At 69.0% G+C, this 22,485-nt stretch carries 21 protein-coding genes; 15 read left to right on the forward strand and 6 right to left on the reverse strand.

Annotated features, from left to right (window positions below; all coding sequences use genetic code 11):
• Positions 1-73 precede the first annotated feature (73 nt).
• On the forward strand, positions 74-751 hold the full coding sequence (locus A5756_RS12105) for a phosphodiesterase (protein ID WP_066952422.1): 678 nt from the start codon (positions 74-76) through the stop codon (positions 749-751).
• A gap of 40 nt (positions 752-791) precedes the next feature.
• Here A5756_RS12105 and A5756_RS12110 read toward each other — a convergent pair whose 3' ends face one another.
• The 5 genes from A5756_RS12110 to A5756_RS12130 form a co-directional block, all read right to left on the reverse strand.
• Complete coding sequence (locus tag A5756_RS12110; RefSeq protein ID WP_066952424.1) at positions 792-1,778, reverse strand: hypothetical protein; 987 nt, start codon at positions 1,776-1,778, stop codon at positions 792-794.
• Positions 1,779-1,846: 68 nt separating this feature from the next.
• Positions 1,847-3,202, reverse strand: a complete 1,356-nt coding sequence (locus A5756_RS12115; protein ID WP_066952426.1) for a TIGR01777 family oxidoreductase — start codon at positions 3,200-3,202, stop codon at positions 1,847-1,849.
• A gap of 8 nt (positions 3,203-3,210) precedes the next feature.
• Complete coding sequence (locus A5756_RS12120) at positions 3,211-4,455, reverse strand: glycosyltransferase family 4 protein (RefSeq protein ID WP_066952680.1); 1,245 nt, start codon at positions 4,453-4,455, stop codon at positions 3,211-3,213.
• A 13-nt stretch (positions 4,456-4,468) separates the two neighbouring features.
• Positions 4,469-6,019, reverse strand: coding sequence for a glycoside hydrolase family 57 protein (locus tag A5756_RS12125; RefSeq protein ID WP_156659471.1), 1,551 nt, complete (start codon positions 6,017-6,019; stop codon positions 4,469-4,471).
• 26 nt (positions 6,020-6,045) lie between these two features.
• Complete coding sequence (locus A5756_RS12130) at positions 6,046-6,855, reverse strand: bifunctional 2-polyprenyl-6-hydroxyphenol methylase/3-demethylubiquinol 3-O-methyltransferase UbiG (RefSeq protein WP_066952430.1); 810 nt, start codon at positions 6,853-6,855, stop codon at positions 6,046-6,048.
• A 229-nt stretch (positions 6,856-7,084) separates the two neighbouring features.
• Between A5756_RS12130 and A5756_RS12135 the strand changes: the two genes are divergently transcribed.
• The 7 genes from A5756_RS12135 (at position 7,085) to mnmA (ending at position 15,379) form a co-directional block, all read left to right on the forward strand.
• Positions 7,085-7,876 carry an electron transfer flavoprotein subunit beta/FixA family protein gene (locus A5756_RS12135; RefSeq protein WP_066952432.1) on the forward strand — a complete coding sequence of 264 codons (792 nt, stop codon included), beginning with the start codon at positions 7,085-7,087 and terminating at the stop codon, positions 7,874-7,876.
• A gap of 39 nt (positions 7,877-7,915) precedes the next feature.
• The gene (locus A5756_RS12140; RefSeq protein WP_066952434.1) at positions 7,916-8,872 is read left to right on the forward strand and encodes an electron transfer flavoprotein subunit alpha/FixB family protein; all 957 of its coding nucleotides are present in this window, start codon (positions 7,916-7,918) and stop codon (positions 8,870-8,872) included.
• A 624-nt stretch (positions 8,873-9,496) separates the two neighbouring features.
• Positions 9,497-11,203, forward strand: coding sequence for a GAF domain-containing protein (locus A5756_RS12145; RefSeq protein ID WP_066952435.1), 1,707 nt, complete (start codon positions 9,497-9,499; stop codon positions 11,201-11,203).
• Positions 11,204-11,364: 161 nt separating this feature from the next.
• Positions 11,365-12,225, forward strand: a complete 861-nt coding sequence (locus A5756_RS12150; RefSeq protein ID WP_066952436.1) for a GNAT family N-acetyltransferase — start codon at positions 11,365-11,367, stop codon at positions 12,223-12,225.
• Entirely contained in the window at positions 12,222-13,070 is an 849-nt protein-coding gene (locus A5756_RS12155; protein WP_066952438.1) for a 1-acyl-sn-glycerol-3-phosphate acyltransferase, read from the forward strand. The genes A5756_RS12150 and A5756_RS12155 overlap by 4 nt, the downstream gene beginning before the upstream one ends.
• 53 nt (positions 13,071-13,123) lie before the next feature.
• Positions 13,124-14,302, forward strand: coding sequence for a cysteine desulfurase family protein (locus A5756_RS12160; RefSeq protein WP_066952439.1), 1,179 nt, complete (start codon positions 13,124-13,126; stop codon positions 14,300-14,302).
• Positions 14,303-15,379: a tRNA 2-thiouridine(34) synthase MnmA gene (mnmA, locus tag A5756_RS12165; RefSeq protein ID WP_066952441.1), complete on the forward strand. Its 1,077-nt coding sequence runs from the start codon at positions 14,303-14,305 to the stop codon at positions 15,377-15,379.
• Here mnmA and A5756_RS12170 read toward each other — a convergent pair.
• On the reverse strand, positions 15,376-16,011 hold the full coding sequence (locus A5756_RS12170; RefSeq protein WP_066952443.1) for a sensor domain-containing protein: 636 nt from the start codon (positions 16,009-16,011) through the stop codon (positions 15,376-15,378). The genes mnmA and A5756_RS12170 overlap by 4 nt on opposite strands.
• 106 nt (positions 16,012-16,117) lie before the next feature.
• Between A5756_RS12170 and A5756_RS12175 the strand changes: the two genes are divergently transcribed.
• The 7 genes from A5756_RS12175 to A5756_RS12205 all read left to right on the forward strand — a co-directional run bounded on the left by A5756_RS12175 (position 16,118) and on the right by A5756_RS12205 (position 22,480).
• Complete coding sequence (locus A5756_RS12175; protein ID WP_066952445.1) at positions 16,118-17,131, forward strand: methionine synthase; 1,014 nt, start codon at positions 16,118-16,120, stop codon at positions 17,129-17,131.
• 67 nt (positions 17,132-17,198) lie between these two features.
• A complete protein-coding gene (locus A5756_RS12180; RefSeq protein WP_066952447.1) occupies positions 17,199-17,681 on the forward strand; it encodes an SRPBCC family protein in 483 nt (160 codons plus the stop codon).
• Entirely contained in the window at positions 17,678-18,001 is a 324-nt protein-coding gene (locus A5756_RS12185) for a helix-turn-helix transcriptional regulator (protein WP_066952449.1), read from the forward strand. Before A5756_RS12180 ends, A5756_RS12185 begins: the two co-directional genes overlap by 4 nt.
• Positions 18,002-18,037: 36 nt before the next feature.
• Positions 18,038-20,119, forward strand: a complete 2,082-nt coding sequence (ligA, locus tag A5756_RS12190) for an NAD-dependent DNA ligase LigA (protein ID WP_066952451.1) — start codon at positions 18,038-18,040, stop codon at positions 20,117-20,119.
• A 4-nt stretch (positions 20,120-20,123) separates the two neighbouring features.
• Positions 20,124-21,239 carry a cystathionine gamma-lyase gene (locus A5756_RS12195; RefSeq protein WP_066952453.1) on the forward strand — a complete coding sequence of 372 codons (1,116 nt, stop codon included), beginning with the start codon at positions 20,124-20,126 and terminating at the stop codon, positions 21,237-21,239.
• A 39-nt stretch (positions 21,240-21,278) separates the two neighbouring features.
• On the forward strand, positions 21,279-21,875 hold the full coding sequence (locus tag A5756_RS12200; protein WP_066952455.1) for a TetR/AcrR family transcriptional regulator: 597 nt from the start codon (positions 21,279-21,281) through the stop codon (positions 21,873-21,875).
• A gap of 158 nt (positions 21,876-22,033) precedes the next feature.
• A complete protein-coding gene (locus A5756_RS12205; protein ID WP_197505510.1) occupies positions 22,034-22,480 on the forward strand; it encodes an MmpS family transport accessory protein in 447 nt (148 codons plus the stop codon).
• Positions 22,481-22,485: the final 5 nt, after the last annotated feature.

Genomic DNA, 22,485 nt, shown 5'->3' on the forward strand with positions numbered 1-22,485 from the left:
GGACTCTTGAAGCTCGCCTGAAGGCAACCGTCCGAGCGCGTTTTCTTCGGCGGGAAACGGGAACCCGCCGCCGGTGAATGTTTCCGATCTTGTCGCGGCGCCCTTCCAGTGGGGCTCCGCTATCCGGGGAAAACGGTTGTTCCATCCCATCGGGGTGCTGGCGGAAGGCTTCCTCGAACGGGTCGCGCCCCCCGGTCAGGGGCTGCCCATATCGTCGTCCGAGATTGTCGCGCGGGTGTCCAAGGCCAGCGGCACCCCGGGCGCCTTGCCGGACTTCATCGGCCTGGCCTTCCGGTCAACGCCGCAGCAGGCTCCCGGGCCATGGGACATCCTGCTCGTCTCCTCGGGCTCGGGGGTGCTGTCCCGCGCGCTGGCACTGCGGCCGGCCATCTCCTGGAGCGGTCAGACTCTGACCACCCTGATGCCGCTGCACTATCAGGGGGACAACTGGTGGCTCAGGGCCCGGATCGTGAGCGAGATCGACGGCCCCGGCCTCTCGCTGAACAGCGTCCGCAACCGGCTCGACCATGACAAAATCGAGGTGTCACTCGATCAGGCTTGTGGTACAGGCGATTTCACGCCACTGGGCCGGCTCGCGCTGACCGGTGTCATCGATCCCGAACGGGCGGGGGACGTATCGTTTGATCCCGTCATCAACACTCCTCCCGGCCTGAGCCTGCACCCGCGGTGGCTCGCCGACCTGCGGGCCCGGGCTTATCGGCGGAGCCGTCGCGGCCGAGACGCGAACTAGGGGGCGGCGCCGTGTCCAAGCGCATCGGCGCCGCACCCCGTCACGGCAGCGTGCTGATGGTGCCGTCCGTCAAGAGTTCGTTGTAGTAGCTTCCGCCCGGGTAGAAATCGGGTGTCAGGGTCCCCGCGAACATATCGGCGATCCAGCCCCGCGTGAGGCCCCATACCGCCGCGACATTGCCCGGCTTCGGACGACCGCACACCAGGTTTTCGTACGCCGGCGACGACGGTCCCAGCGCGTCGCCGTGCGCGCCGGTGACGATCTTCACCCCATGAAATGTCCGGTCCGACAGGAACCGTTCGATCGCCTTCGTACCGAGTTGGAAAAAGTTGCACAGCAGATGGGGCGACGCCGTGGCGTAGATAGGCAGCGTGGTGCCCGCCAAACCTGCCAGCGCTTGGTCGGTGTTGGATCCGAGGAACGACTTGACGCCGTCTTCGCTGACGATGCCGCGCATTTGGGCGAAGGTGTCCGGATAAGCCGTGTGCAGGCGCTCGGCGACGTATTCGACGGCCTCGGCCCCTGCCGAATGCCCCACGAAAACCAACTTGTCGGGTAGCGGGATGACAGACCGGCCGGCCTTGGCGGCCGCCATCGCGAAGGATGACGCCAACGCGCCAGTCGGATCGTCTTTGTGGGCAAAGACATCGGCGATGTTGTTCAGGAAGCCGGTGTTGTCAATGAGGTGCTCCACGGTGCAGCCGAAGGGGTTGACGGTGGGCAGCTTGGTGGCCAGCACGAGGTATCCGCTGCCGGCGAGCTCGGCGGCGAAGGTGGACCAGACCTTCGCGCCCTCGACGAAGCCGTGCTGCAGCCAGACCAATCCCACCGGCGGCGTGCTCGGGAAATACCATGTCGTCGGAACCGCCCGGGTCTCGGTCGCGCATGCGACGTCGGTCGTGCTGTCCGCTTCCGTGGATTCGGCGCCGGCCTGGCGCGGGCCAAGCAGCACGGCGGCCACCGCGGCGACGCACATTGCGGCCGCGCTGGTGCGACGGGCGCGCCGGACCAGCGCACCGGAGATCATTAAGAAATTGAACCATTTAGGTGAGCGGATCGGGCTTGATCAGGCCCAAATGCGGGAGGTCCTAGTCCTCAGCCGGTGCGCCCGAGCAGGTGACGCAGGGCTTGGTCGAGGTCTGGCTGGCGAAACCGGTGCCCGGCGGCAGTCAGCTTTTGCGGGGCCACTCGCTGATTGGCGCACGCGAGCTCGCGGGCGCGCTGCTCGCCGAGCAGCAGCCGAGGCCCCAGCGACGGCACCGGCAACACCGCGGGCCGGTGCACGACGTGAGCCAGGGTGGCGGTGTATTCGCTGTTGCGAACCGGTTGAGGGGCAACGGCGTTCACGGGTCCCGCCAGTGCTTCGTCCCATAGGGCGCGGTGGTAGATGTCGACCAGGTCGTCGATCCCGATCCACGAGAGCCATTGCCTGCCGTCGCCGAGCCGGCCGCCCAGGCCGGCGCTGAACAACGGACGCATCAGCTTCAACGTTCCGCCGCGCGGGGATTGCACGATGCCGGTGCGCACCTGCACCAACCGCACCCCGGCCTGTGCCGCGGGTGCGGTCGCCGCCTCCCAATCCGCCACGACATCGGCGAGAAAGCCGTCGCCGCGGTCGCTGTCCTCGGTCAGGATGTCATCACCGCGGTCGTATCCGTAGTACCCGATCGCCGAAGCCGAGATGAACACGTCCGGCCGCTGTGGGCCGCGGCCCACAGCTTCAGCCAGCCGGCGGGTCGGGTCAATCCTGCTGTCGCGGATGGCATGTCGATGCTTCTCGGTGAACCGGCCGGCGATCGAGGCGCCCGCGAGATGGATGACGGCGTCCACACCGTCGAACAGTGCCGGGTCGGGGTCGTCGGGATCCCACTGCCGCTCGTCGTCGGTCCGCGGGGCGTGGCGAACCAACCGGACGACGCGATGGCCGCCGGTGCTCAGAAACGCGGTCAACGCCGAACCCACCAGCCCGGACGCTCCGGTGATCGCGACCGTCGCCGGAGCCAGCCCGTTGTCGGCGGCCAGCCGGTGCGCGGCCAGATCGTCGGCCAGCTGACGGTGCCGGTAGGTGAACATGGGGCGCAGCAACGACTCGGGCACGGGCGTGTCCACCCGGTCGATGACCCGGGTGCGGCCGTCGCCGACGTCTTCGAAGTCGTGGGTGTGCCGCCAGCGCACTGCCATTCGTGCCGGCAGCGCGGCCAGGCCGTCGCCACCGATCGCGTCGACGAAGCGCCGCGGCGGGTCGTAACCCGCCGCCTGGTGGACGGCGACCCAGCGCAGGCCGCCCGGTAGCGCCAGCGTCGCCCGACCGTCCTTCAGCGACGAGGCCTCGGTGACCAGTCGCATCGGCTGCCACGGCGGCGAGAGCCGAGCGAACGCGCCCCGCCGGGCGTGCCAGGCGAAGACGTCGGCGATCGGCGCGTCGACCACGCTCGAATATTCCAACCCCATACTACAGGCTAGCGGTTCGGCAGGGGGTTCTCGATGATGGGCATGCGCGGCTGCGGCTGCCGCTCGGCGCGCTTGGCCGCCAGATACACCTGGGCGGTCTCGCCGGCCACGGTCTTCCAGTCGAAGTCTGAGGTGAGTCGCTCGCGGGCGGCGCGGGCGCGGCGCTGAGCGGCAGCCGGATCGTCGAGCACGATCCGCACGGCCGAGGCCAGCGCGGTGATATCGCGGGGCGCGCAAGACACCCCGGTCCGGCCGTTGATCACCGCCTCGCCCAGGCCGCCGATGTTCGACGTCACGAGCGGAGTGCCCGCCGCGGCGGCCTCCAGCGCGACGATCCCAAACGGCTCGTAGTGGCTGGGCAGCACCGCGACGTCGGCCCGATGCAGCACCGCGAGCAGCTCGGCATGGTCGAGGTGCCCGGCGAACCGAATTGCCTTGAGCACGCGGTTCTTTCGGGCTTGGTCGACGAGCCACTCCTGTTGGGTGCCCTCGCCGGCGATGGTCAATGTGGTCCCGGGATGGCTGCGCCTGATCCGCGGCAGGGCGGCGATGACGTCGTGCACGCCCTTCTCGTACTCCAGCCGCCCGAGGTAGAGCAGTTCGGCGGGACCGGTGCGCGCTCGCCGCTCGGCGAACGGCCAGCGCGCGGCGTCGATACCGTTGCGGATGACCGTTATTCCGGCCAGGCCCGGACCGAACAGTTCGGTGATCTCGTCGCCCATTGACGCCGAACACGTGATCAGCGAATCGGATTCGCGCACCAACCACGATTCCAGGGCGTGCACCTGACGACTGATGGCGCCGGAGATCCAGCCGGAATGCCGTCCGGCCTCGGTGGCGTGAATGGTGGAAACCATTGGCACGTCGTAGTACTGGGCGAGTGTGATCGCGGGATGAGCCACCAGCCAGTCGTGCGCGTGCACGACGTCCGGACGCCACGACCGGGTGGTGCCCCGCTTCTTCAGCGACAGCCCCGCGCGGATCATGGAATGGCCCATCGCCAGCGTCCACGCCATCATGTCGGCGCCGAAAGAGAATTCGTGCGGATCCTGGGCGGCCGCGATCACCCGGACACCGTCGACCACCTCGTCGGACGACGGGTGCGTGCTGGGGTCGGTGCCCGTGGGCTGGCGGGACAGCACGACGACCTCGTGGCCGGCGGCGGCCAGCGCGGTCGATAGGTGATGCACGTGCCGGCCGAGCCCGCCGATCACCACCGGTGGGTACTCCCACGACACCATCAGGACTTTCACGGTGTCGCCCCGCTCATCGGGGCAGCCTGCGCGCGTCCAGCGCGCCGAAAAGTCCATCGGCGCGGTTCCATCCGTCGGCCAGCCGCCCGGCGGCGTCACGCCGGCCGGACGCCAGCGCGCCCGCGATCTCGCGGGTGGCGTGGGCATGCAAGTGGGCGCGGTACCGCGCGTAGTCGGCGGCCGAGTCCTTACTCACCATGAACGGCCAGTCGCTGGAGACGGTGAGCAGGGTCTCGCGCAGGATCTGGTCGGCGACGTGGTCGCGGGGGAGCGGCCCGTCCAGCGACGCCCGTTGCGACAGCGCCTTGTCGACGGTGCTGAGCGCCATGTCGACCACTTCGTTGTTGAGCTGGACGAGGTCGGCCACCTTGTCGCCGGCCCACACCTGCCAGCCCTTGCCCGAACCCCACGAGCTGGGTGGCAATTGCACTGCGCGCCCGACGAATCCGTCCGCGATGGCGTCGTTCAACGTCCCCACCCGCACGCCGGCGGCGGGCAGCTCGCGCAGCACCCGCTGCAGCCACGTGGGGCCCTCGTACCACCAGTGGCCGAACAGTTCGGTGTCGAAGGCGGCGACCACGTGGGCGGGCCGCCCGATCCGCTCGGATTCGCTCGTCAGCCGGTTGCGGACCACCTCGACGAAGTCGGCGACATGGCTGTCGACCGCTTGGTCGGCGCGCTCGGGATCGTAGGGCGCCTTGGCCTCCGAGGGCACGTTGCGGCCGGTCACCCGCGCCGGCTTGAGCCCGGTGAGGTGGTCGTAGGTGTGGAAGTCGCGGTAGGCGGCGTGCCCCGGGTAGCCCGATTTCGGTGACCACACCCGATAGCTGACCTGCAGGTCGCGCCCGAACGCGACCACGTCGGTGTCGCCGACCGGCCGGCCCAGCGCGGTATCGCCGTGCAGCGACGGCCCGTCGACCATGAAGTGGGTGACACCCGCGGCGGCGTAGTCGTGCTCCATGCCGGGCGCGTAGGCGCATTCGGGCGCCCAGATTCCGCTCGGGCGGTGCGCCATCCGCTGCTGCGGATCGGCCAGCCCTTCGCGCAGGGCGAACTCGCGCAGCCGCGGCGCGAGCAGCGGTTGGAACGGGTGGGCCAGCGGGCCGCCGAGCAACTCCACGGTGCCGGCGTCGATCAGGCCCCGCAACAGTGGGCTACCGCCGTGCCGCCAGTGGGTGGCAAATTCGTTCAGCGCCTGATCCGCCTCGGCGCATTCGCGAATACCCAAGTCGCGCAACGCTTCCGGCGCGCACGACAAGAAGCCCGCGGACTTCGAACGGGGATTGGACCGCACGCTGGCGGCCTCGGCCGCCCGCAGTCGCCAGTTGGCCAGCCAGTGATGCATGCCGTCGAGGCAGTAGGGGTCGTCGAGCTGCGCGTTGACCACCGGAGTGACGCCGAGCGTGACCAGCCCCTGGCGGTCCTCGTCTGCCAGCGTGGTCAGCACCCGCATCAGCGGCAGATAGGCCGCCGCCCAGGATTGGTAGAGCCACTCCTCGCCGACCGGCCACCGCCCATGATGCGCCAGCCACGGCAGGTGGGTGTGCAGGACCAGGGTGAACATGCCGGGCACCCGGTCGTGCGAATTACTCACGGCGCTACCGCGATTGCGATCAGATCCAGGCTGTCGTCGATGTCACGGCGGCCGCTGTCCAGGATCTCGAAGTCGTCACACGTCACCGCGGCGACGTCCGCCTGAAGCTCCGGCGGCCAGGGCGCCCCGGCCACCGCCCGCTGGATCTGCGCGTCGATGATGGAGCCGCCGTGGCGCGCGTCCATCTCCCGCAGCCGCGGACCGTGGAACAACCCGCTGACCGACACCTCGCGAAAGCCCGCGTCCACCAGCAACTCCGTCAGCTCGCCGGCGTTGAGTTCGCGGGTGTGAAACGGGTTGATCGGGGTGTCGCGGCCGGGGGAGAAGGTGATCCGGTTGGGTGTGGACACCATCAGCAACCCGCAGCGCCGCAGCACCCGCGCGCACTCGGCCACGAATTGTGGCTGATCCCACAGGTGCTCGATGACTTGGAAGTTGACCACAATATCCACCGACGCGCCGGGCAGCGGGAGCTCGGCCAGGTTCGCCCGCAGCACCTCCACCCGCGGGTAGCGCGCGCGCACGTGGTCCACCGCGGCCTCGTCGTAATCCACGGCCACGACCCGGCGCGCGACGCCGGCGATCAGGTCGGCGCCGTACCCCTCTCCGCAGCCGGCCTCGAGCACCTCGCGGCCCGCGCAGCGTCCCGCCAGTCGCTGGTAAACCACCTGGTGGCGGCGAAACCAGTAGTTTTCGACGTCCAGATCCGGGATGGTGCGCTCGCCCGTCAACGTCAGCACGGGGTCAGCCGACGGCGAGGGATCGCCGGGGCTGCGTCGGGGGACGTCGGGGACGGTTGCGCTCATCGCATAGGCAGGCTAACGCGAAGTGTCGGATTCGCGAACCGGGAGCGGGGAGCCCCCGGTTGCCGACGGTAGACATGCCGCAAGAACGTGCAGTACGACCCGCTATGGTGTGAATGCAGGCTGCACAAAGTTACCGAGTAGTAACACGACCGTGCGCTGCTAAACGCGTACTGAAAGTCTCGTGGTCGACTGCTGCGAGGCTCCTTCAATAGGAGGACGAACCACACTCATGACGAACATCGTGGTCCTGATCAAGCAGGTCCCAGACACCTGGTCGGAGCGCAAGCTGAACGACGGCGATTACACGCTGGACCGCGAGGCTGCCGACGCGGTGCTGGACGAGATCAACGAGCGCGCCGTCGAAGAGGCCTTGCAGATCCGCGAGCGGGAGGGCGGCGACGGTTCGGTGACCGTGCTGACCGCGGGCCCCGAACGCGCCACCGAGGCGATCCGCAAGGCGCTGTCGATGGGCGCCGACAAGGCCGTCCACCTCAAGGACGACGGCATGCGCGGCTCCTGCGTGGTGCAAACCGCCTGGGCGCTGGCGCGCGCGCTGGGCACCATCGAGGGCACCGAGCTCGTCATCGCCGGTAACGAGTCCACCGACGGCTCCGGCGGCGCCGTGCCGGCCATCATCGCCGAGTACCTGGGCCTGCCGCAGCTGACCCACCTGCGCAAGCTGTCCATCGAGGGCGGCAAGATCACCGGCGAACGCGAGACCGACGACGGCCTGTTCACGCTCGAGGCGTCGTTGCCCGCTGTGGTGAGTGTGACCGAGAAGATCAACGAGCCGCGATTCCCGTCCTTCAAGGGCATCATGGCCGCGAAGAAGAAAGAGGTCACGGTGCTGACCCTCGCCGAGATCGGCGTCGAAAGCGACGAGGTCGGGCTTGCCAACGCCGGGTCGACGGTGCTGTCGTCGACGCCGAAGCCGCCGAAGACCGCGGGTGAGAAGGTCACCGACGAGGGTGAGGGCGGTAACCAGATCTCCCAGTACCTGGTCGGCCAGAAGATCATCTAGACGAGCACCCAACCCACAGACGAGAAGAGCGAAGAAACCATGGCTGAAGTTTTGGTGCTCGTTGAGCACGCCGAAGGCGCACTGAAAAAAGTCACTTCCGAGTTGATCACCGCCGCCCGCGCGCTGGGCGATCCGGCCGCCGTCGTAGTCGGCAAGCCCGGAACGGCCGCGCCGCTGGTCGACGGGTTGAAGGAGGCGGGCGCCGCCAAGATCTACGTCGCCGAGTCCGACGACGCCGAGAACTACCTGATCACGCCGGTGGTCGACGTGCTGGCCGCGCTGGCCGAGTCGAACGCGCCCGCCGCCGTCCTGCTCTCCGCCAACGCGGACGGCAAGGAGATCGCGGGCCGCCTCGCCGCCCGGATCGGATCCGGCCTGCTGGTCGACGTGGTCGGCGTCCAGGAAGGCAACAAGGCGGTGCACTCCATCTTTGGTGGGGCGTTCACCGTCGAGTCGCAGGTCAACGGCGATACCCCGGTCATCACGGTGCGCGGTGGCGCCGTCGACGCCGAGCCGCAGGCCGGCGCCGGCGAGCAGGTGACCGTCGAGGTGCCCGCGCCCGCCGAGAACGCCACCAAGATCACCGCCCGCGAACCGGCGGTCGCCGGTGACCGGCCGGAGCTCACCGAGGCCACCATCGTGGTGTCCGGTGGTCGCGGGGTCGGCAGCGCGGAGAACTTCAGCGTGGTCGAGGCCCTGGCCGACTCGCTGGGTGGCGCCGTCGGCGCGTCGCGCGCCGCGGTCGACTCCGGCTACTACCCGGGCCAGTTCCAGGTCGGCCAGACCGGCAAGACGGTGTCGCCGCAGCTCTACATCGCGCTGGGCATCTCCGGAGCCATCCAGCACCGCGCGGGCATGCAGACGTCCAAGACCATCGTCGCGGTCAACAAGGACGAAGAGGCGCCCATCTTCGAGATCGCCGACTACGGCGTGGTGGGAGACCTGTTCAAGGTTGCTCCGCAGCTGACCGACGCCATCAAGGCACGCAAGGGCTGAGTCGCTTAGCCCAAGAGCCCCCGACACAAACGTGTCGGGGGCTCTTGCGCACCAACGGAACCATTGACCGATCGCCGAATTCGATAGCGCGGGTGGTAGCGCTTTACCAAGTCGCTATCGGTCATCACTGGGGCGAGCCGGCTCACCGCGGTCTTCGTCATCGGTCGGACGGATCACCGAGGCGACGGCTGCCGACGCTGCGCCGCAGGTGGCTATGGCACGTTCGCGGGCGGCGCGGGCCGACTCGCGGGCTCGTCGCGCCCGCGCGATGGCGCCTGCCAAGCCGGGTAGGGGCACGACCTTATCGGCGGCACGGCGTCGGGCGATGGCGCGGTGGGATCTCTGTCGGCACGCCCCGCTGCAATAGTGTGCGTCGGCGCGACCGTAGAAGGCCGTGCCGCACTCCCAACACTGCAAGCGGCACGCAGCCATAACGGCAGGTTACGGCTATACGTAACGCATAGCAATATTGGGGCAGCCCGCACTTTTAACTGATACAGTGGGTTTTCTAGTAAAAAGACTCCACCCCCAGACGGTGACTTGCCCAGCCCAGCAAACATTTTTTTCAGCTGGGGCTTCGACTATCTTTCCGGCCGCCGGGCGTCAGTCGGGGAAGGTCGAGACATGCGCGAAGACGAGGGTAAATCGGCTTTTAGGCTGCGCCGCCCCGATTATCTCAGCCGGATGCATGAGCAGCTCGACGAGTTGGTTGCCGACCGTCAACAGATGGCACAACTGCTGCAAGTAGCGATCGAGATCGGCTCCGATCTTGAACTGGACGCGATATTGCACCGCATCGTGGCCGCCGCGATCGGCATGACCGGCGCCCGTTACGGAGCGATCGGGGTATGGGGCCCGGAGGGGCTTTTGGCATCCTTTGTGCACAGCGGTATGGATTCCGACACGGTGCGGCTGGTCGGTCATCTGCCGGTGGGCAAAGGGGTGCTGGGCGCCCTCCGCGACCGCACCGAGCCGCTGCGCCTGGCGCAGTTGTCCGAACATCCGGCCGCCGTTGGGTTCCCCGAGCACCACCCACCCATGGGCGCCTTCCTGGGCATGCCCGTCATCATCCGCGGCGCGGTGTTCGGCAGCCTGTATGTCACCGACGACCGGCCCGGGCGCGCCTTCAGCGAGGCCGACGAGATCACGTTGCGGGCACTGGCGTCGGCGGCATCGGTGGCCATCGACAACGCCCGGCTGTTTGACCGGGTCCGCGCGGGTGCCCGATGGACCGACGCGAGCCGCGAGATCAGCACCGCCCTGCTCTCGGAGTCGCACCCGGATCTGCCGCCGCTGCAACTGATCGCCGAACGCGCAGCAGAGCTGACGGACGCCGAGCAGGCGATCGTCCTGGTGCCGGTCGACCCGGATCAACCCAGCGATGACGTAGACCGTTTGGTGGTGTCCGCGGCGGTCGGCCTGCACGCCAAGGAGGTTGTGGGACAAGAGGTTCCGGTCCGGGGATCCACCACGGGCGACGTATTCCGGTCCGGCCGCCCCCTGCTCACCGAGACGTTCCGCCGACCCATCCCGGCATTCACCGACGTCGGCGAGCGACCCGCGATCTTGGTGCCGCTTCGATCCGACCAGCAGACGCTGGGCGTGATCGTGGTGGCGCGCAACACCGACGCGGCTCCCTTCGACGAAGAGCATCTCGACCTCGTTCGCGACTTCGCCGATCACGCCGCGATCGTCCTCACGCTGGCCACCGAACGACGCAACGCGAGGGACTTGAGCGTGTTGGTCGACCGGGAACGCATCGCCCGAGATCTGCACGACCAGGTCATCAGTCGCGTCTTCGCCGTAGGCATGGAACTGCAGGGAGTCGTCGGCCGCCTCCGCTCACCGCAACTCGCGGCGCGGGTGGCCCAATCCGTCGACGAGTTGCAGGCCGTCATCGGCGACATCCGGTGCACGGTCTTCGATCTGCAGCACCCGCCGGCGCGACGGCGCAGTTTCGCCGAGCGCGTCCAGGACGCGTTCGGGCGCCTCACCGACGAAGTTAACGAGGGAACGACGCTGCGCATGGCGGGGACGATGACCGCGGTGAGCGACGAACTCGCCGAACACGCCGAAGCCGTCGTCAGCGAAGCGCTCAGCAATGCGGTGCGCCACTCGCGCGCCGCGACCATCGCCGTCGAGGTCACCGTCACCGATGAGTTGCTCATCGAGATCACCGACGACGGGCGCGGCGCCGCCTTGGATCACTCCTACGGTGGCCTGGACGAGATCGCCCGCCACGCCAAAGACCTTGGCGGCGATTGCGCGATCACCAGTCCTGCCGGGGGCGGCACCCGGGTGCGCTGGAGCGCGCCGCTGCAGAATCCCTGACCCCGGATGCGGTCGGTGACGGCCGGCTAGACAATTGTTTTCCCAGCCGTTGACCAGCTGTTTCCTTGCCCCCGTTTCCGCCACAGTTCGTCATCTGACGTGCACCGACATGTCACAGCCCCGATGCCGACTAGCTCATCGGCTCGGCCACGTTGTGTGTCATGAGCATCGCTTCTGTCCTCATACCCAGTGACAAACCGGAACGCCCGGCGGCCGGCCCGCCCGCCGGGCCCCGCTACTCGCTCTTGCTGTCCACCGACGCCAGCATGATCGAGGCGGCGCAGCGGCTCCGGTACGACGTCTTTTCCAGCACCCCCGGCTTCGCGCTGCCGACGAACAACCACGACCGACGCGACGTCGACAGGTTCGACGAGCACTGCGACCACCTCCTGGTCCGCGACGACAGCACCGGCGAACTGGTGGGCTGCTACCGCATGCTGGCGCCCGCGGGCGCTATCGCGGCCGGGGGCCTCTACACCGCTACGGAGTTCGATATCCGTGCTTTCGACCCGCTCCGGCCGTCGCTGGTGGAGATGGGACGCGCGGTGGTGCGCGAGGGCCACCGCAACGGCGGCGTCGTGCTGCTGATGTGGGCGGGCATCCTGGCCTACCTGGACCGCTACGGCTACGACTACGTGACCGGCTGCGTGTCGGTGCCGGTCTGCGGTGATTCCGACGATCCGGAGAATCGGGCCCCGGGCCGTCAGCTGCGCGGCGTCCGCGACTTCATCCTGAGCCGGCACGCCGCACCGGCGCAGTACCGGGTGCGTCCGCACCGCCCGGTGATCGTCGACGGGACGGCCCTCGACGACATCCCGGCGCCCGCGCGCCCGTCGGTCCCGGCGCTGATGCGCGGTTACCTGCGGCTGGGTGCCCAGGTGTGTGGCGAGCCCGCGCACGACCCCGACTTCGGGGTGGGTGATTTCTGCGTCCTACTCGACAAGGGGCGCGCCGATACCCGATATCTGAAACGCCTCCGGTCCGTATCGGCGGCCTCGCAAATGGCCGGCGGCGACCGATGAACGCTTCCGCGGCCGGCGCGCACTCCTGGCTCCCGCGCGCAACGTGTGACGCCGGTTGTGTGCGTCTCGGCGAGGTGGCGGCCTCGCGGCCGCTGTTGGTCGCGCTGCGGGTGACGCTTCGCCTCATGCTGGCGCTAGTGCTGGCGCCGGGGGTGGCGCTGCTGGCGATGCCCCTGCCCGGGCGGACGCGGGTGCAGCGCATCTACTGCCGGATGGTGTTGCGCTGCTTCGGCATCCGGATCACGGTCACCGGCAGCCCGATTCGCAACCTGAGCGGGGTATTGGTGGTCAGCCCGCACATGTCCTGGCTCGACGTCTTCGCCATCGGCTCGGTGTTGCCCGGGTCGTTCGTCGCGCGGGCCGACATGTTCACCGGGCCCGCCACCGGGATCGTGGCCCGCATCCTGAAAATCATCCCGATCGAGCGGTCCAGTCTGCGCCGGCTGCCCGCGGTGGTGGACACCGTCGCCCGCCGGCTGAGCGGCGGCCAGACGGTCGTGTGCTTCCCGGAGGGCACCACCTGGTGTGGTCGGGACGGCGGGGCTTTCTATCCCGCGATGTTCCAGGCCGCGATCGACGCCGGCCGTCCGGTGCAGCCGCTTCGACTCACCTACCACCACGCCGACGGCAGCGTCTCGACCGTGCCGGCCTTCGTCGGCGACGAGACCCTCGTGGGGTCCATCCGCCGGCTGCTGACCGTGCGACGGACGCTGGCGCGGGTGCACGTCGAATCTCTGCAGCTCCCGGGGACCGATCGGCGAGCCCTGGCGCGCCGCTGCCAGTCGGTGGTGGGCGCGCGAGCGACCCGGCCCGCCGGGCACGGGCCCGTGCTGGTGGCCTCCTAACAGAGTAGTGGGCTCCGGAGGCCCTCGGACCTGCCGGTATCGTGGGTCGCGTCATGGTCTACCTGGATCACGCGGCCACCACGCCGATGCACCCCGCCGCCGTCGAGGCGATGACGGCGGTGCTCGGCACTGTCGGCAACGCCTCCTCGCTGCACACCAGCGGCCGGACGGCGCGGCGGCGCATCGAGGAATCCCGCGAGCTGATCGCCGACCGGCTGGGCGCGCGTCCGTCCGAGGTCATCTTCACCGCGGGCGGGACCGAAAGCGACAACCTGGCGGTCAAGGGCATCTACTGGGCCCGCCGCGACGCCGAACCAAGCCGTCGGCGCATCATCACCAGCGAGGTGGAACACCACGCCGTCCTGGACTCGGTGAACTGGCTCGTCGAACACGAAGGCGCCGAGGTGACCTGGCTGCCGACCGGTGCCGACGGATCGGTGTCGGCGACCGCGCTGCGTGAGGCGCTGCGCAGCCATGACGACGTCGCGCTGGTGTCGGTGATGTGGGCCAACAACGAGGTCGGCACCGTCATGCCGGCCGCCGAGCTCGCCGCGGTCGCGGCCGAATTCGGGGTTCCGATGCACAGCGACGCCGTACAGGCGGTGGGGCAGCTGCCGGTGGCCTTCGCCGCCAGCGGGCTCTCGGCGATGAGCGTGGCCGCGCATAAATTCGGCGGTCCTCCGGGCGTGGGTGCGCTGCTGCTGCGCCGCGACGTGGCATGTGTCCCGCTGGCGCACGGGGGCGGACAGGAGCGAGACATTCGCTCCGGCACCGCCGATGTCGCCGGCGCGGTCGGCATGGCGGCCGCGGCCCGCATCGCGGTGGACAGCCTCGAAACGAATAGCGCGCGGCTGCGGGCGTTGCGCGATCGCCTGATCGACGGGGTGCTGACCGGCATCGAGGACGTCGGCCTCAACGGTGCCCGCGACCCGCTGCGGTTGCCCGGCAACGCGCACTTCACCTTCCGCGGTTGTGAAGGCGACGCGCTGTTGATGCTGTTGGACGCCAACGGAATCGAGTGTTCGACCGGGTCTGCGTGCACCGCCGGCGTCGCGCAGCCGTCGCACGTGTTGCTCGCGATGGGGGCCGACCCGACAAGTGCCCGCGGGTCCCTGCGACTTTCGTTGGGGCACACCAGCGTTGATTCCGATGTCGATGCGGTGTTACAGGTGCTGCCCGCGGCGGTGGACCGCGCCCGCCGGGCCGCACTGGCCGCCGCGGGGGCTCCTTAAGTGAAGGTACTCGCCGCGATGAGCGGTGGCGTCGACTCGTCTGTCGCCGCCGCCCGCATGGTCGACGCCGGGCACGACGTGGTCGGCGTGCACCTGGCACTGTCGACCGCGCCCGGCACGTTGCGCACCGGCTCGCGCGGGTGCTGTTCCAAGGAAGACGCCTCGGACGCGAGCCGCGTCGCTGACGTCCTCGGAATCCCTTTTTACGTCTGGGATTTCGCCGAGAGATTTCAGGCCGACGTGATCGACGACTTCGTCTCGTCGTACGCGCGCGGCGAAACGCCCAACCCCTGTGTGCGGTGCAACCAGCGGATCAAGTTCTCGGCGCTGTCGGCGAAAGCCCTCGCGCTGGGCTTCGACACGGTGGCCACCGGCCACTACGCCAGGCTGTCCGGCGGGCGGCTGCGCCGCGCGGTCGACTGCGACAAGGACCAGTCCTACGTGCTGGCCGTGCTGACCGCCGAGCAGCTGCGCCACGCCACGTTCCCGATCGGCGACACCCCCAAGGCGCAGATCCGCGCCGAGGCCGCCCGTCGCGGCCTCGCGGTCGCGGAAAAGCCGGACAGCCACGACATCTGCTTCATCCCGTCCGGGAATACCAGGGCATTCCTGGGCGAGCGCATCGCGGTCCGCCGCGGCACCGTCGTCGGCGCCGACGGCGCTGTGCTCGCCGAGCACGATGGGGTGCACGGCTTCACCATCGGCCAGCGCAAAGGCTTGGGCATCGCCGGGCCGGGGCCCGACGGCCGCCCGCGCTACGTGACGGCCATCGACGCAGACACCGCGACCGTGCGGGTAGGGGAGGCGGCCGACCTCGACGTGCGCGAGTTGCGCGGGCGTGAGCCGGTCTTCACCGCGGGACGGCCGCCGTCTGGTCCCGTCGAGTGCGTGGTGCAGGTGCGGGCGCACGGTGAAACTGTAGGTGCCGTAGCGGAATTGGTCGGCGACGAGCTGGTCGTGCGGTTGCGCGCCCCCCTTCGCGGAGTCGCGTGCGGTCAGACGCTGGTGCTGTACCGCCCCGACCCGGGCGGTGACGAGGTGCTCGGCAGCGCCATCATCGCCGCCACCGCGCGCTAGTTCGGCACGTTCGCGACGATGTTCGTCATCACGATGTCGGACACCGATTGCGCAAAGCCGCAGAACGTGACCTCCAGAATGGCCACCGAACGCAGCCGGTAGTCGCGGCCGCAGCCACCGGGCCGCAGGTGCAGCGAACCGGCGTCGGCCTTCCAGTCGCCGACGTATTGCTGGCCCGACGAGTCGTTCGCGCAGTCCCGGACCGTGGTCACCAACGCGCCGAACGCGCGCTGTGCGGTGTCGACGTCCCGGTAGGCCGCGGCCCCTTCAGAAATCAGCGCGCCGTCGGGCGGGTCCTGGAAGGTCGTCTTGTGGAACTCTTCGACCTCGGGCCCGAACGTCGCCGTCTCGGCGTAGATGAATCGGCATTCGTGCGGCGTGGTGTCGGCGAGCGCGTCGATGTCAACCAGGCTGGTGCCGTCCATGGAGGGGATGATCGTGAGGTGCTCGCCGGCGCCGGTGATCGCGCGCATCCGCGACTGGTCCAGCAGGACCGTGTCGACATTGACGCCGTGCACGGACCTGTGCGGGGCACCGAATCCGGCCACCGCCGCGCCGTCCACCACCCGGGTGCACGCGGCAGCCAGCGCCACTGCCCCGCAGCACAGCAGCGGGCGTGCCAATCTCGCCATCCGCGACACGTTTCGCACCCTTCCGGCGTCGAACCTACCCGTGCGGCCGCGCGGCAGACACCCCTGGCCATGGGCGTCTGAGGTGGCGTCGAATACGGTTGGGCGGGTGAGTGTTTTCGCGATCGGCAGTGGCATCGGGTCGTGGCCCGGCATCAAGCCCCGGGAGGCCGCCGAGGTCGTCGTCGGGGAGCTGGCCGGCGGGCTGCCCCACATTGTCGAGCTGCCCGCCCGCGGAGTCGGCGCCGACATGCTCGGCCGGGCCGGCGCGCTGCTGATCGATGTGGCCATCGACATCGTGCCGCGCGGCTATCGCGTTGCCGCTCGGCCGGGGGCGGTCGTCCGTCGCGCGGTGAGTCTCCTCGACGAGGACATGGACGCGCTGGAAGAGGCCTGGGAGGTAGCCGGCCTGGGCGGTGGCGACCGCGTGGTCAAGGTGCAGGCTCCCGGGCCGATCACGCTGGCCGCCGAGCTAGAGCTGACCAATGGCCACCGGGCCATCACCGACCCCGGCGCCGTGCGCGATCTGGCGGCGTCGTTGGCCGAAGGCGTCGCCGCCCACCGCGCGGCGCTGGCCCGCCGCCTCGAAACACCGGTGGTGGTGCAGTTCGACGAGCCGGCGCTGCCGCGGGCATTGGGCGGGCGGCTGGGCGGTGTGACGGCGCTGAGCCCGGTGGCGCCGCTCGACGAAGCGGTGGCCGCCGCCCTGCTCGACACTTGTGTCGCCACGGTCGGAGGCGAGGTGCTATTGCACAGTTGCGCTCCGGAACTGCCGTGGAAGATGTTGCAGGACAGCAGCTTTAATGCGGTATCGGTGGACGCCAACACATTGGGCGCGGCGGATCTCGACGGTATCGCCGCCTTCGTCGAATCGGGCCGCACGGTGATGCTGGGAGTGGTTGCCGGCAACGCACCGCCACGTCGGCCGTCGACCGAGGAGGTGGCCGCCGCGCTGGTTGCGGTGACGGATCGGCTCGGCTTCGCTCGTTCGGCGTTGCGCGACCGCATCGGCGTCACCCCGGCGTGTGGCCTGGCCGGTGCGACGCCCGAGTGGGCCCGTTTGGCGATCGAGCTGGCCCGCAAGGCGGCCGAGGCGTTCGCCGAGGACCCCGACGCCATCTGATAGGCAACCAAAAAGTTGCGCTTTTTCTGGTCGCGTGATGGACTAATAGGCAACCAGGAGGTTGCGTATGAGGATCGAGAAGAGCGTCGTGCTGCACGCACCGTTGGATCGGGTATGGCGGGCCATCAGCGACGCCGACGAGTTCGGCCGCTGGTTCGGCGTCCGCTTCGACGGGCCCTTCGTCGCCGGGACTTCGGTCGGCGCGGTGATCAGCCCGACCACGGTCGACGACGAGGTCGCCAAACGTCAGGAGCCGCACGCCGGGGTGAAAAGCACCTGGCACATCGTCGCGGTCGAGCCGCAGCGGCGGTTCGCCTATCGCTGGCATCCCTTCGCCGTCGACCCGGACGTCGACTACGAGCAAGAGCCGACCACGCTGGTCGAGTTCACCCTGTCGGAGGCTGCCGATGGCGTGCTGCTCACCATCACCGAATCCGGATTCGAGGACATTCCCGAAGCGCGCCGCCCGTCCTCGTTCGAGGCCAACGCCCAGGGGTGGGCTATCCAGGCGGGCCTGGTGCGCAGGTATCTGGAAGAAGCCCGCGAATGAGTGGTCGCGTCGCCGTGGGCGCGCCGCTCTTCGACGCACTCGGTGATCCGAACCGGCTGCGCATCATCGTGCGGCTCTGCGATCTGGGCCCGAGCTCGACATCGCAGCTCACCGGCGTCATCCCGGTAACCCGACAGGCTGCCAGCAAACACCTGCAGCTGCTGGAGTCGGCGGGTTTGGTGACCAGCAGCAAGCGGGGGCGCGAGCGGGTGTGGGCGGTGCGGACGGCCCCCTTGGCCCAGGCCAGTGACTACCTCACCGCGTTGTCGCGCCGGTGGGATGCGGCGGTGGACCGGCTGCGGGCATACGTGGAGGACTGAGTCGGGAGTGTCGGCATTCTCGGATAGCCTGCGAGGGTGAGCTCACCAGAAGCTGATTCGGTGGCGCCCGAGGTCCGGCGACAGTGGCAGGAACTGGCCGATGAAGTCCGCGAACACCAGTTCCGCTACTACATCAAGGACGCGCCGATCGTCTCCGACGCCGAATTCGACAAGATGTTCAACGACCTTGTCGCGCTGGAGGACCGTTACCCGGAGCTGCGGGTTCCGGATTCGCCGACGCAGCTGGTCGGCGGGGCGGGCTTTGCCACCGACTTCACCGAGGCCGCGCACCTCGAGCGCATGTTGAGCCTCGACGACGTGTTCGACCGCGACGAGCTGGTCGCCTGGAGCAACCGCGTCGAGAATGAGATCGGCCGTGAGCCGCATTACTTGTGCGAACTCAAGATCGACGGGGTGGCGTTGTCGCTGGTGTACCGCGACGGCCGGCTGGAACGGGCCGCCACGCGCGGCGACGGCCGGGTCGGTGAGGACGTGACGCTCAATGCGCGCACCATCGACGACGTGCCCGAACGGCTTACCGCCGGTGCCGATTTGCCACTTCCCGCCGTGCTCGAGGTACGTGGCGAGGTCTTCTTCATGCTCGCCGATTTCGAGGCGCTCAACGCCAGCCTGGTCGAGGACGGCAAGGCGCCGTTCGCCAATCCGCGTAACAGCGCGGCCGGTTCGCTGCGGCAGAAGAACCCAGCGGTGACCGCGCGGCGCAAGCTGCGAATGATCTGTCACGGCATCGGCCGCACCGACGGGTTCGCGCCCAAGACGCTGCACGAGGCCTACACCGCGCTGAAAACCTGGGGCCTGCCGGTGGCCGAAGAGACCGCGCGCGTGCGTGGCCTCGCCGCCGTGGAGGATCGGATCGGGTATTGGGGTGAGCACCGCTATGACATCGACCACGAAATCGACGGCGTGGTGGTCAAAGTCGATGACTTTGCGCTGCAGCGCCGGCTGGGAACGACGTCGCGCGCGCCGCGCTGGGCGGTGGCGTACAAGTATCCACCCCAGGAGGCACAGACCAAGCTGCTCGACATCCGGGTGAACGTCGGACGCACCGGGCGCGTCACGCCATTCGCGTTCATGACGCCGGTGAAGGTGGCCGGATCGACCGTGGGGCTGGCCACCCTGCACAACGCCGCCGAGGTCAAGCGCAAGGGGGTGCTGATCGGCGACACGGTGATGATCCGCAAGGCGGGCGACGTGATCCCGGAGGTGCTCGGCCCCGTCGTCGACCTCCGGGACGGGTCCGAGCGCGAGTTCGTCATGCCGACAACGTGTCCCGAATGCGGAACCACGCTGGCGCCCGCCAAGGAGGGCGACGCCGACATCCGCTGCCCCAATGCCCGGTCCTGCCCGGCGCAGCTGCGCGAGCGCGTCTTTCACGTCGCGGGCAGGGGAGCGTTCGACATCGAGGGGCTGGGCTACGAGGCGGCCATCGCGCTGCTGAAGGCCGGGGTGATCGCCGACGAGGGTGACCTGTTCACCCTCACCGAGGAAGACCTGTTGCGCACCGAGCTTTTCCGGACCAAGGCCGGCGCGTTGTCCGCCAACGGCAGGCGGCTGCTCGACAACCTCGAAAAGGCCAAATCGGTGGCGCTGTGGCGTGTCCTGGTGGCGCTGTCGATCCGGCATGTCGGGCCGACGGCCGCGCGCGCGCTGGCCACCGAGTTCGGTGATTTGGACGCGATCATGGCGGCGTCCACCGAGCGGCTGGCCGCGGTCGAGGGTGTCGGACCGACGATCGCCGCCGCGCTCACCGAGTGGTTCACCGTCGACTGGCACCGCGCGATCGTCGACAAGTGGCGGGCCGCCGGTGTGCGGATGGCCGACGAACGCGACGCCACCGTGCCCCGCACGCTGGAAGGGCTGACGATTGTCGTCACCGGTTCGCTCGCCGGTTTCTCGCGCGACGACGCCAAGGAAGCGATCATCGCGCGCGGGGGGAAGGCCGCCGGTTCGGTGTCGAAGAAGACCGACTTCGTCGTCGCCGGGGACGCACCGGGATCCAAGTACGACAAGGCGATCGAGCTGGGCGTGCCGGTCCTCGACGAGGACGGCTTCCGGAAGCTGTTGGCCGAGGGCCCGCCGGAAACACCGGCGGACTAGGCCGATGAGCGGTCGCTACGGCGATTCCACCCGCAGCCTCAAAGCGGCCAGCCCACAGGCGATTTCGGGGCAACCGGTGGCGCCGCAGGCGGTGCTGGCCGCCGCCTACCACCTGTCCGGCGACGAAACCGGCGCGTCGGACAGCTACGGCCGCAGCTCGAATCCCACCTGGCGGCAAGCGGAGTCGGCGCTCGCCGAGCTGGAAGGGGCGACCGGTGCGCTGGTGTTCGGCTCGGGTATGGCGGCCATCGGCGCCGTGCTGCGGGCGCTGGCGACGCCGGGATCGGCTCTGGTGGTGCCCGCCGACGGCTACTACCAAGTGCGCCGCTTGGCCAGGGAAGACCTGGTGCCCGCGGGTGTGACCGTCATCGAGGCGTCGAGCCCGCAGATGTATGACGCTGCCGCGGCCGCCGACGTGGTGCTGGCCGAAACTCCCACCAACCCGGCGTTGGATGTGATCGATCTGCACCGGTTGGCCACCGTCTGCCGTGGCCGCGGTGCACGCTTGATCGTCGACAACACCGCCGCCACCCCGTTGGGTCAGCAGCCGCTGTCGCTGGGGGCGGACGCGGTGGTGGCCAGCGCCACCAAGGCGTTGTCCGGTCACAGCGACCTGGTGGCCGGCTACGTGGCCACCAACGATCCCGAGTTGCTCGCAGGCGCGGAGCGCCAACGACTGCTCGCCGGTGCGATTCTGGGCGGGTTCGAGGCTTGGCTGCTGTTGCGCAGCCTGGCAAGTGCCGGTCTGCGCTTCGAGCGTCAATGCCAGAACGCCCGGGCGGTGGCGACGATGTTGGCCCGCCACCCTGCGGTCCGTGCGGTCCGCTACCCGGGGTTGGCCGAGGACCCGGCGCATCGCGTGGCCATGGCGCAGATGCGCAGGTTCGGCGGTCTGGTCTCGGCCGAATTGGCCGACGCCGCCGCGGTCCACACCCTCATCGACAACAGCGAGCTGCTCATCGCGTCCACCAGCTTTGGTGGCCTCCACACCTCGGTGGACCGCCGCGCACGCTGGGGCGATCACGTCCCCGACGGGTTCGCGCGCATCTCGCTGGGCATCGAAGACACCGACGATTTGGTCGCCGACATCGAGCAGGCGCTCAACATCATCCGGTCATAAAGTGGCCCGCATCGCCGAAGCGGTCCTATCGTGGGCGCTATGACGCAGACGGTCGAGGAGTGCACGCAGGCATCGCCGTGGTCACCCCGCGAGGCCGAGATACTGGCCGTGACCCTGCGGCTGCTGCAGGAACACGGCTATGACCAACTGACCGTCGAAGCCGTGGCCGGTGCCGCCCACGCCAGCAAGGCCACGGTGTACCGGCGGTGGCCTTCGAAGGCGGAATTGGTCCTGGCCGCCTTCATCGAAGGCGTCCGCCAGGTCGCGCTTCCGCCGAACACCGGCACTTTGCGAGGCGATCTGTTGAGCCTGGGGGAGACGTGCGGTCAGCACGGCGCCGAGCACGCCAGCACCATTCGCGCGGTGATGGTCGAGGTGTCGCGGCACCCGGCGCTCAACGACGCTTTGCAGGAGCAATTCCTCAAGCAGCGCAAGGCGCTGATTCAGCATGTGCTGCATCAGGCAGTCGACCGCGGTGAGATCAGCGAGGAAGTCATCACCGACGAACTCTGGGACCTGCTGCCGGGCTACCTCATCTTCCGGTCCATCATCCCCGGCCGGCCACCCACCCGCCGCACCGTGCAAGCGCTCGTCGACGGGTTCCTCATCCCGGGTCTGACCAGAACCACCGCGTAACGGCGGGTTAATCCGCCGAGACGGAATGTGTACGCTCGCGTCTCTTGTACAGTACGGTCCCGTACCGTACTGTCATACCTGTCGATCACGCCCGGCCCGCCGGCTGCCGCCGTCGGTTCGGGGGTGACGGTGTCGCCCGATGATCGAAAGGTGAACGGGTGAAGGGGATTTCGTTGGCAGCCCTCGTCAAGCGCGGGTGGATGGTGATGGTTGCGGTGCTGGTCGTCGTGCTCGCAGGCTTCGCCATCTATCGCCTGCACGGAATCTTCGGCTCCCAGAGCAGCACCTCGGCCGACAGCGGTCTGGCCAACGAGATCGTCCCGTTCAACCCCAAGCAGGTGGTGCTCGAGGTCTTTGGCAGGCCCGGCGCAACCGCGACCATCAACTACCTTGATGTCAACGCCCAGCCGCAGCAAGTCAAGGACGCCCCGTTGCCGTGGTCGTTCACGATCACCACGACGGAGCCCGCGGTCATCGGCAACGTCGTGGCGCAGGGCAACGGAGACAGTCTTGGCTGCCGCATCACCGTCAACGGGGAAGTGAAAGACCAACGCACCGTTGACAAAGCCGACGCCTACACCTTCTGCCTCGACAAGTCTGGATGAATTCC

Origin of the sequence: Mycobacterium sp. 852002-53434_SCH5985345 (genome assembly GCF_001667155.1) — a bacterium.
Lineage (GTDB): Bacteria > Actinomycetota > Actinomycetes > Mycobacteriales > Mycobacteriaceae > Mycobacterium.

Bases quoted from the DNA above. Each gene is read 5' to 3' on its own strand.
- A5756_RS12110 (WP_066952424.1), bottom strand. From the start codon at position 1,778: ATGATCTCCGGTGCGCTGGTCCGGCGCGCCCGTCGCACCAGCGCGGCC.
- A5756_RS12115 (WP_066952426.1), bottom strand. From the start codon at position 3,202: ATGGGGTTGGAATATTCGAGCGTGGTCGACGCGCCGATCGCCGACGTC.
- A5756_RS12125 (WP_156659471.1), bottom strand. From the start codon at position 6,019: ATGTTCACCCTGGTCCTGCACACCCACCTGCCGTGGCTGGCGCATCAT.
- A5756_RS12130 (WP_066952430.1), bottom strand. From the start codon at position 6,855: ATGAGCGCAACCGTCCCCGACGTCCCCCGACGCAGCCCCGGCGATCCC.
- A5756_RS12135 (WP_066952432.1), top strand. From the start codon at position 7,085: ATGACGAACATCGTGGTCCTGATCAAGCAGGTCCCAGACACCTGGTCG.
- A5756_RS12140 (WP_066952434.1), top strand. From the start codon at position 7,916: ATGGCTGAAGTTTTGGTGCTCGTTGAGCACGCCGAAGGCGCACTGAAA.
- A5756_RS12145 (WP_066952435.1), top strand. From the start codon at position 9,497: ATGCGCGAAGACGAGGGTAAATCGGCTTTTAGGCTGCGCCGCCCCGAT.
- A5756_RS12150 (WP_066952436.1), top strand. From the start codon at position 11,365: ATGAGCATCGCTTCTGTCCTCATACCCAGTGACAAACCGGAACGCCCG.
- A5756_RS12155 (WP_066952438.1), top strand. From the start codon at position 12,222: ATGAACGCTTCCGCGGCCGGCGCGCACTCCTGGCTCCCGCGCGCAACG.
- A5756_RS12160 (WP_066952439.1), top strand. From the start codon at position 13,124: ATGGTCTACCTGGATCACGCGGCCACCACGCCGATGCACCCCGCCGCC.
- A5756_RS12170 (WP_066952443.1), bottom strand. From the start codon at position 16,011: ATGGCGAGATTGGCACGCCCGCTGCTGTGCTGCGGGGCAGTGGCGCTG.
- A5756_RS12180 (WP_066952447.1), top strand. From the start codon at position 17,199: ATGAGGATCGAGAAGAGCGTCGTGCTGCACGCACCGTTGGATCGGGTA.
- A5756_RS12185 (WP_066952449.1), top strand. From the start codon at position 17,678: ATGAGTGGTCGCGTCGCCGTGGGCGCGCCGCTCTTCGACGCACTCGGT.
- A5756_RS12195 (WP_066952453.1), top strand. From the start codon at position 20,124: ATGAGCGGTCGCTACGGCGATTCCACCCGCAGCCTCAAAGCGGCCAGC.
- A5756_RS12200 (WP_066952455.1), top strand. From the start codon at position 21,279: ATGACGCAGACGGTCGAGGAGTGCACGCAGGCATCGCCGTGGTCACCC.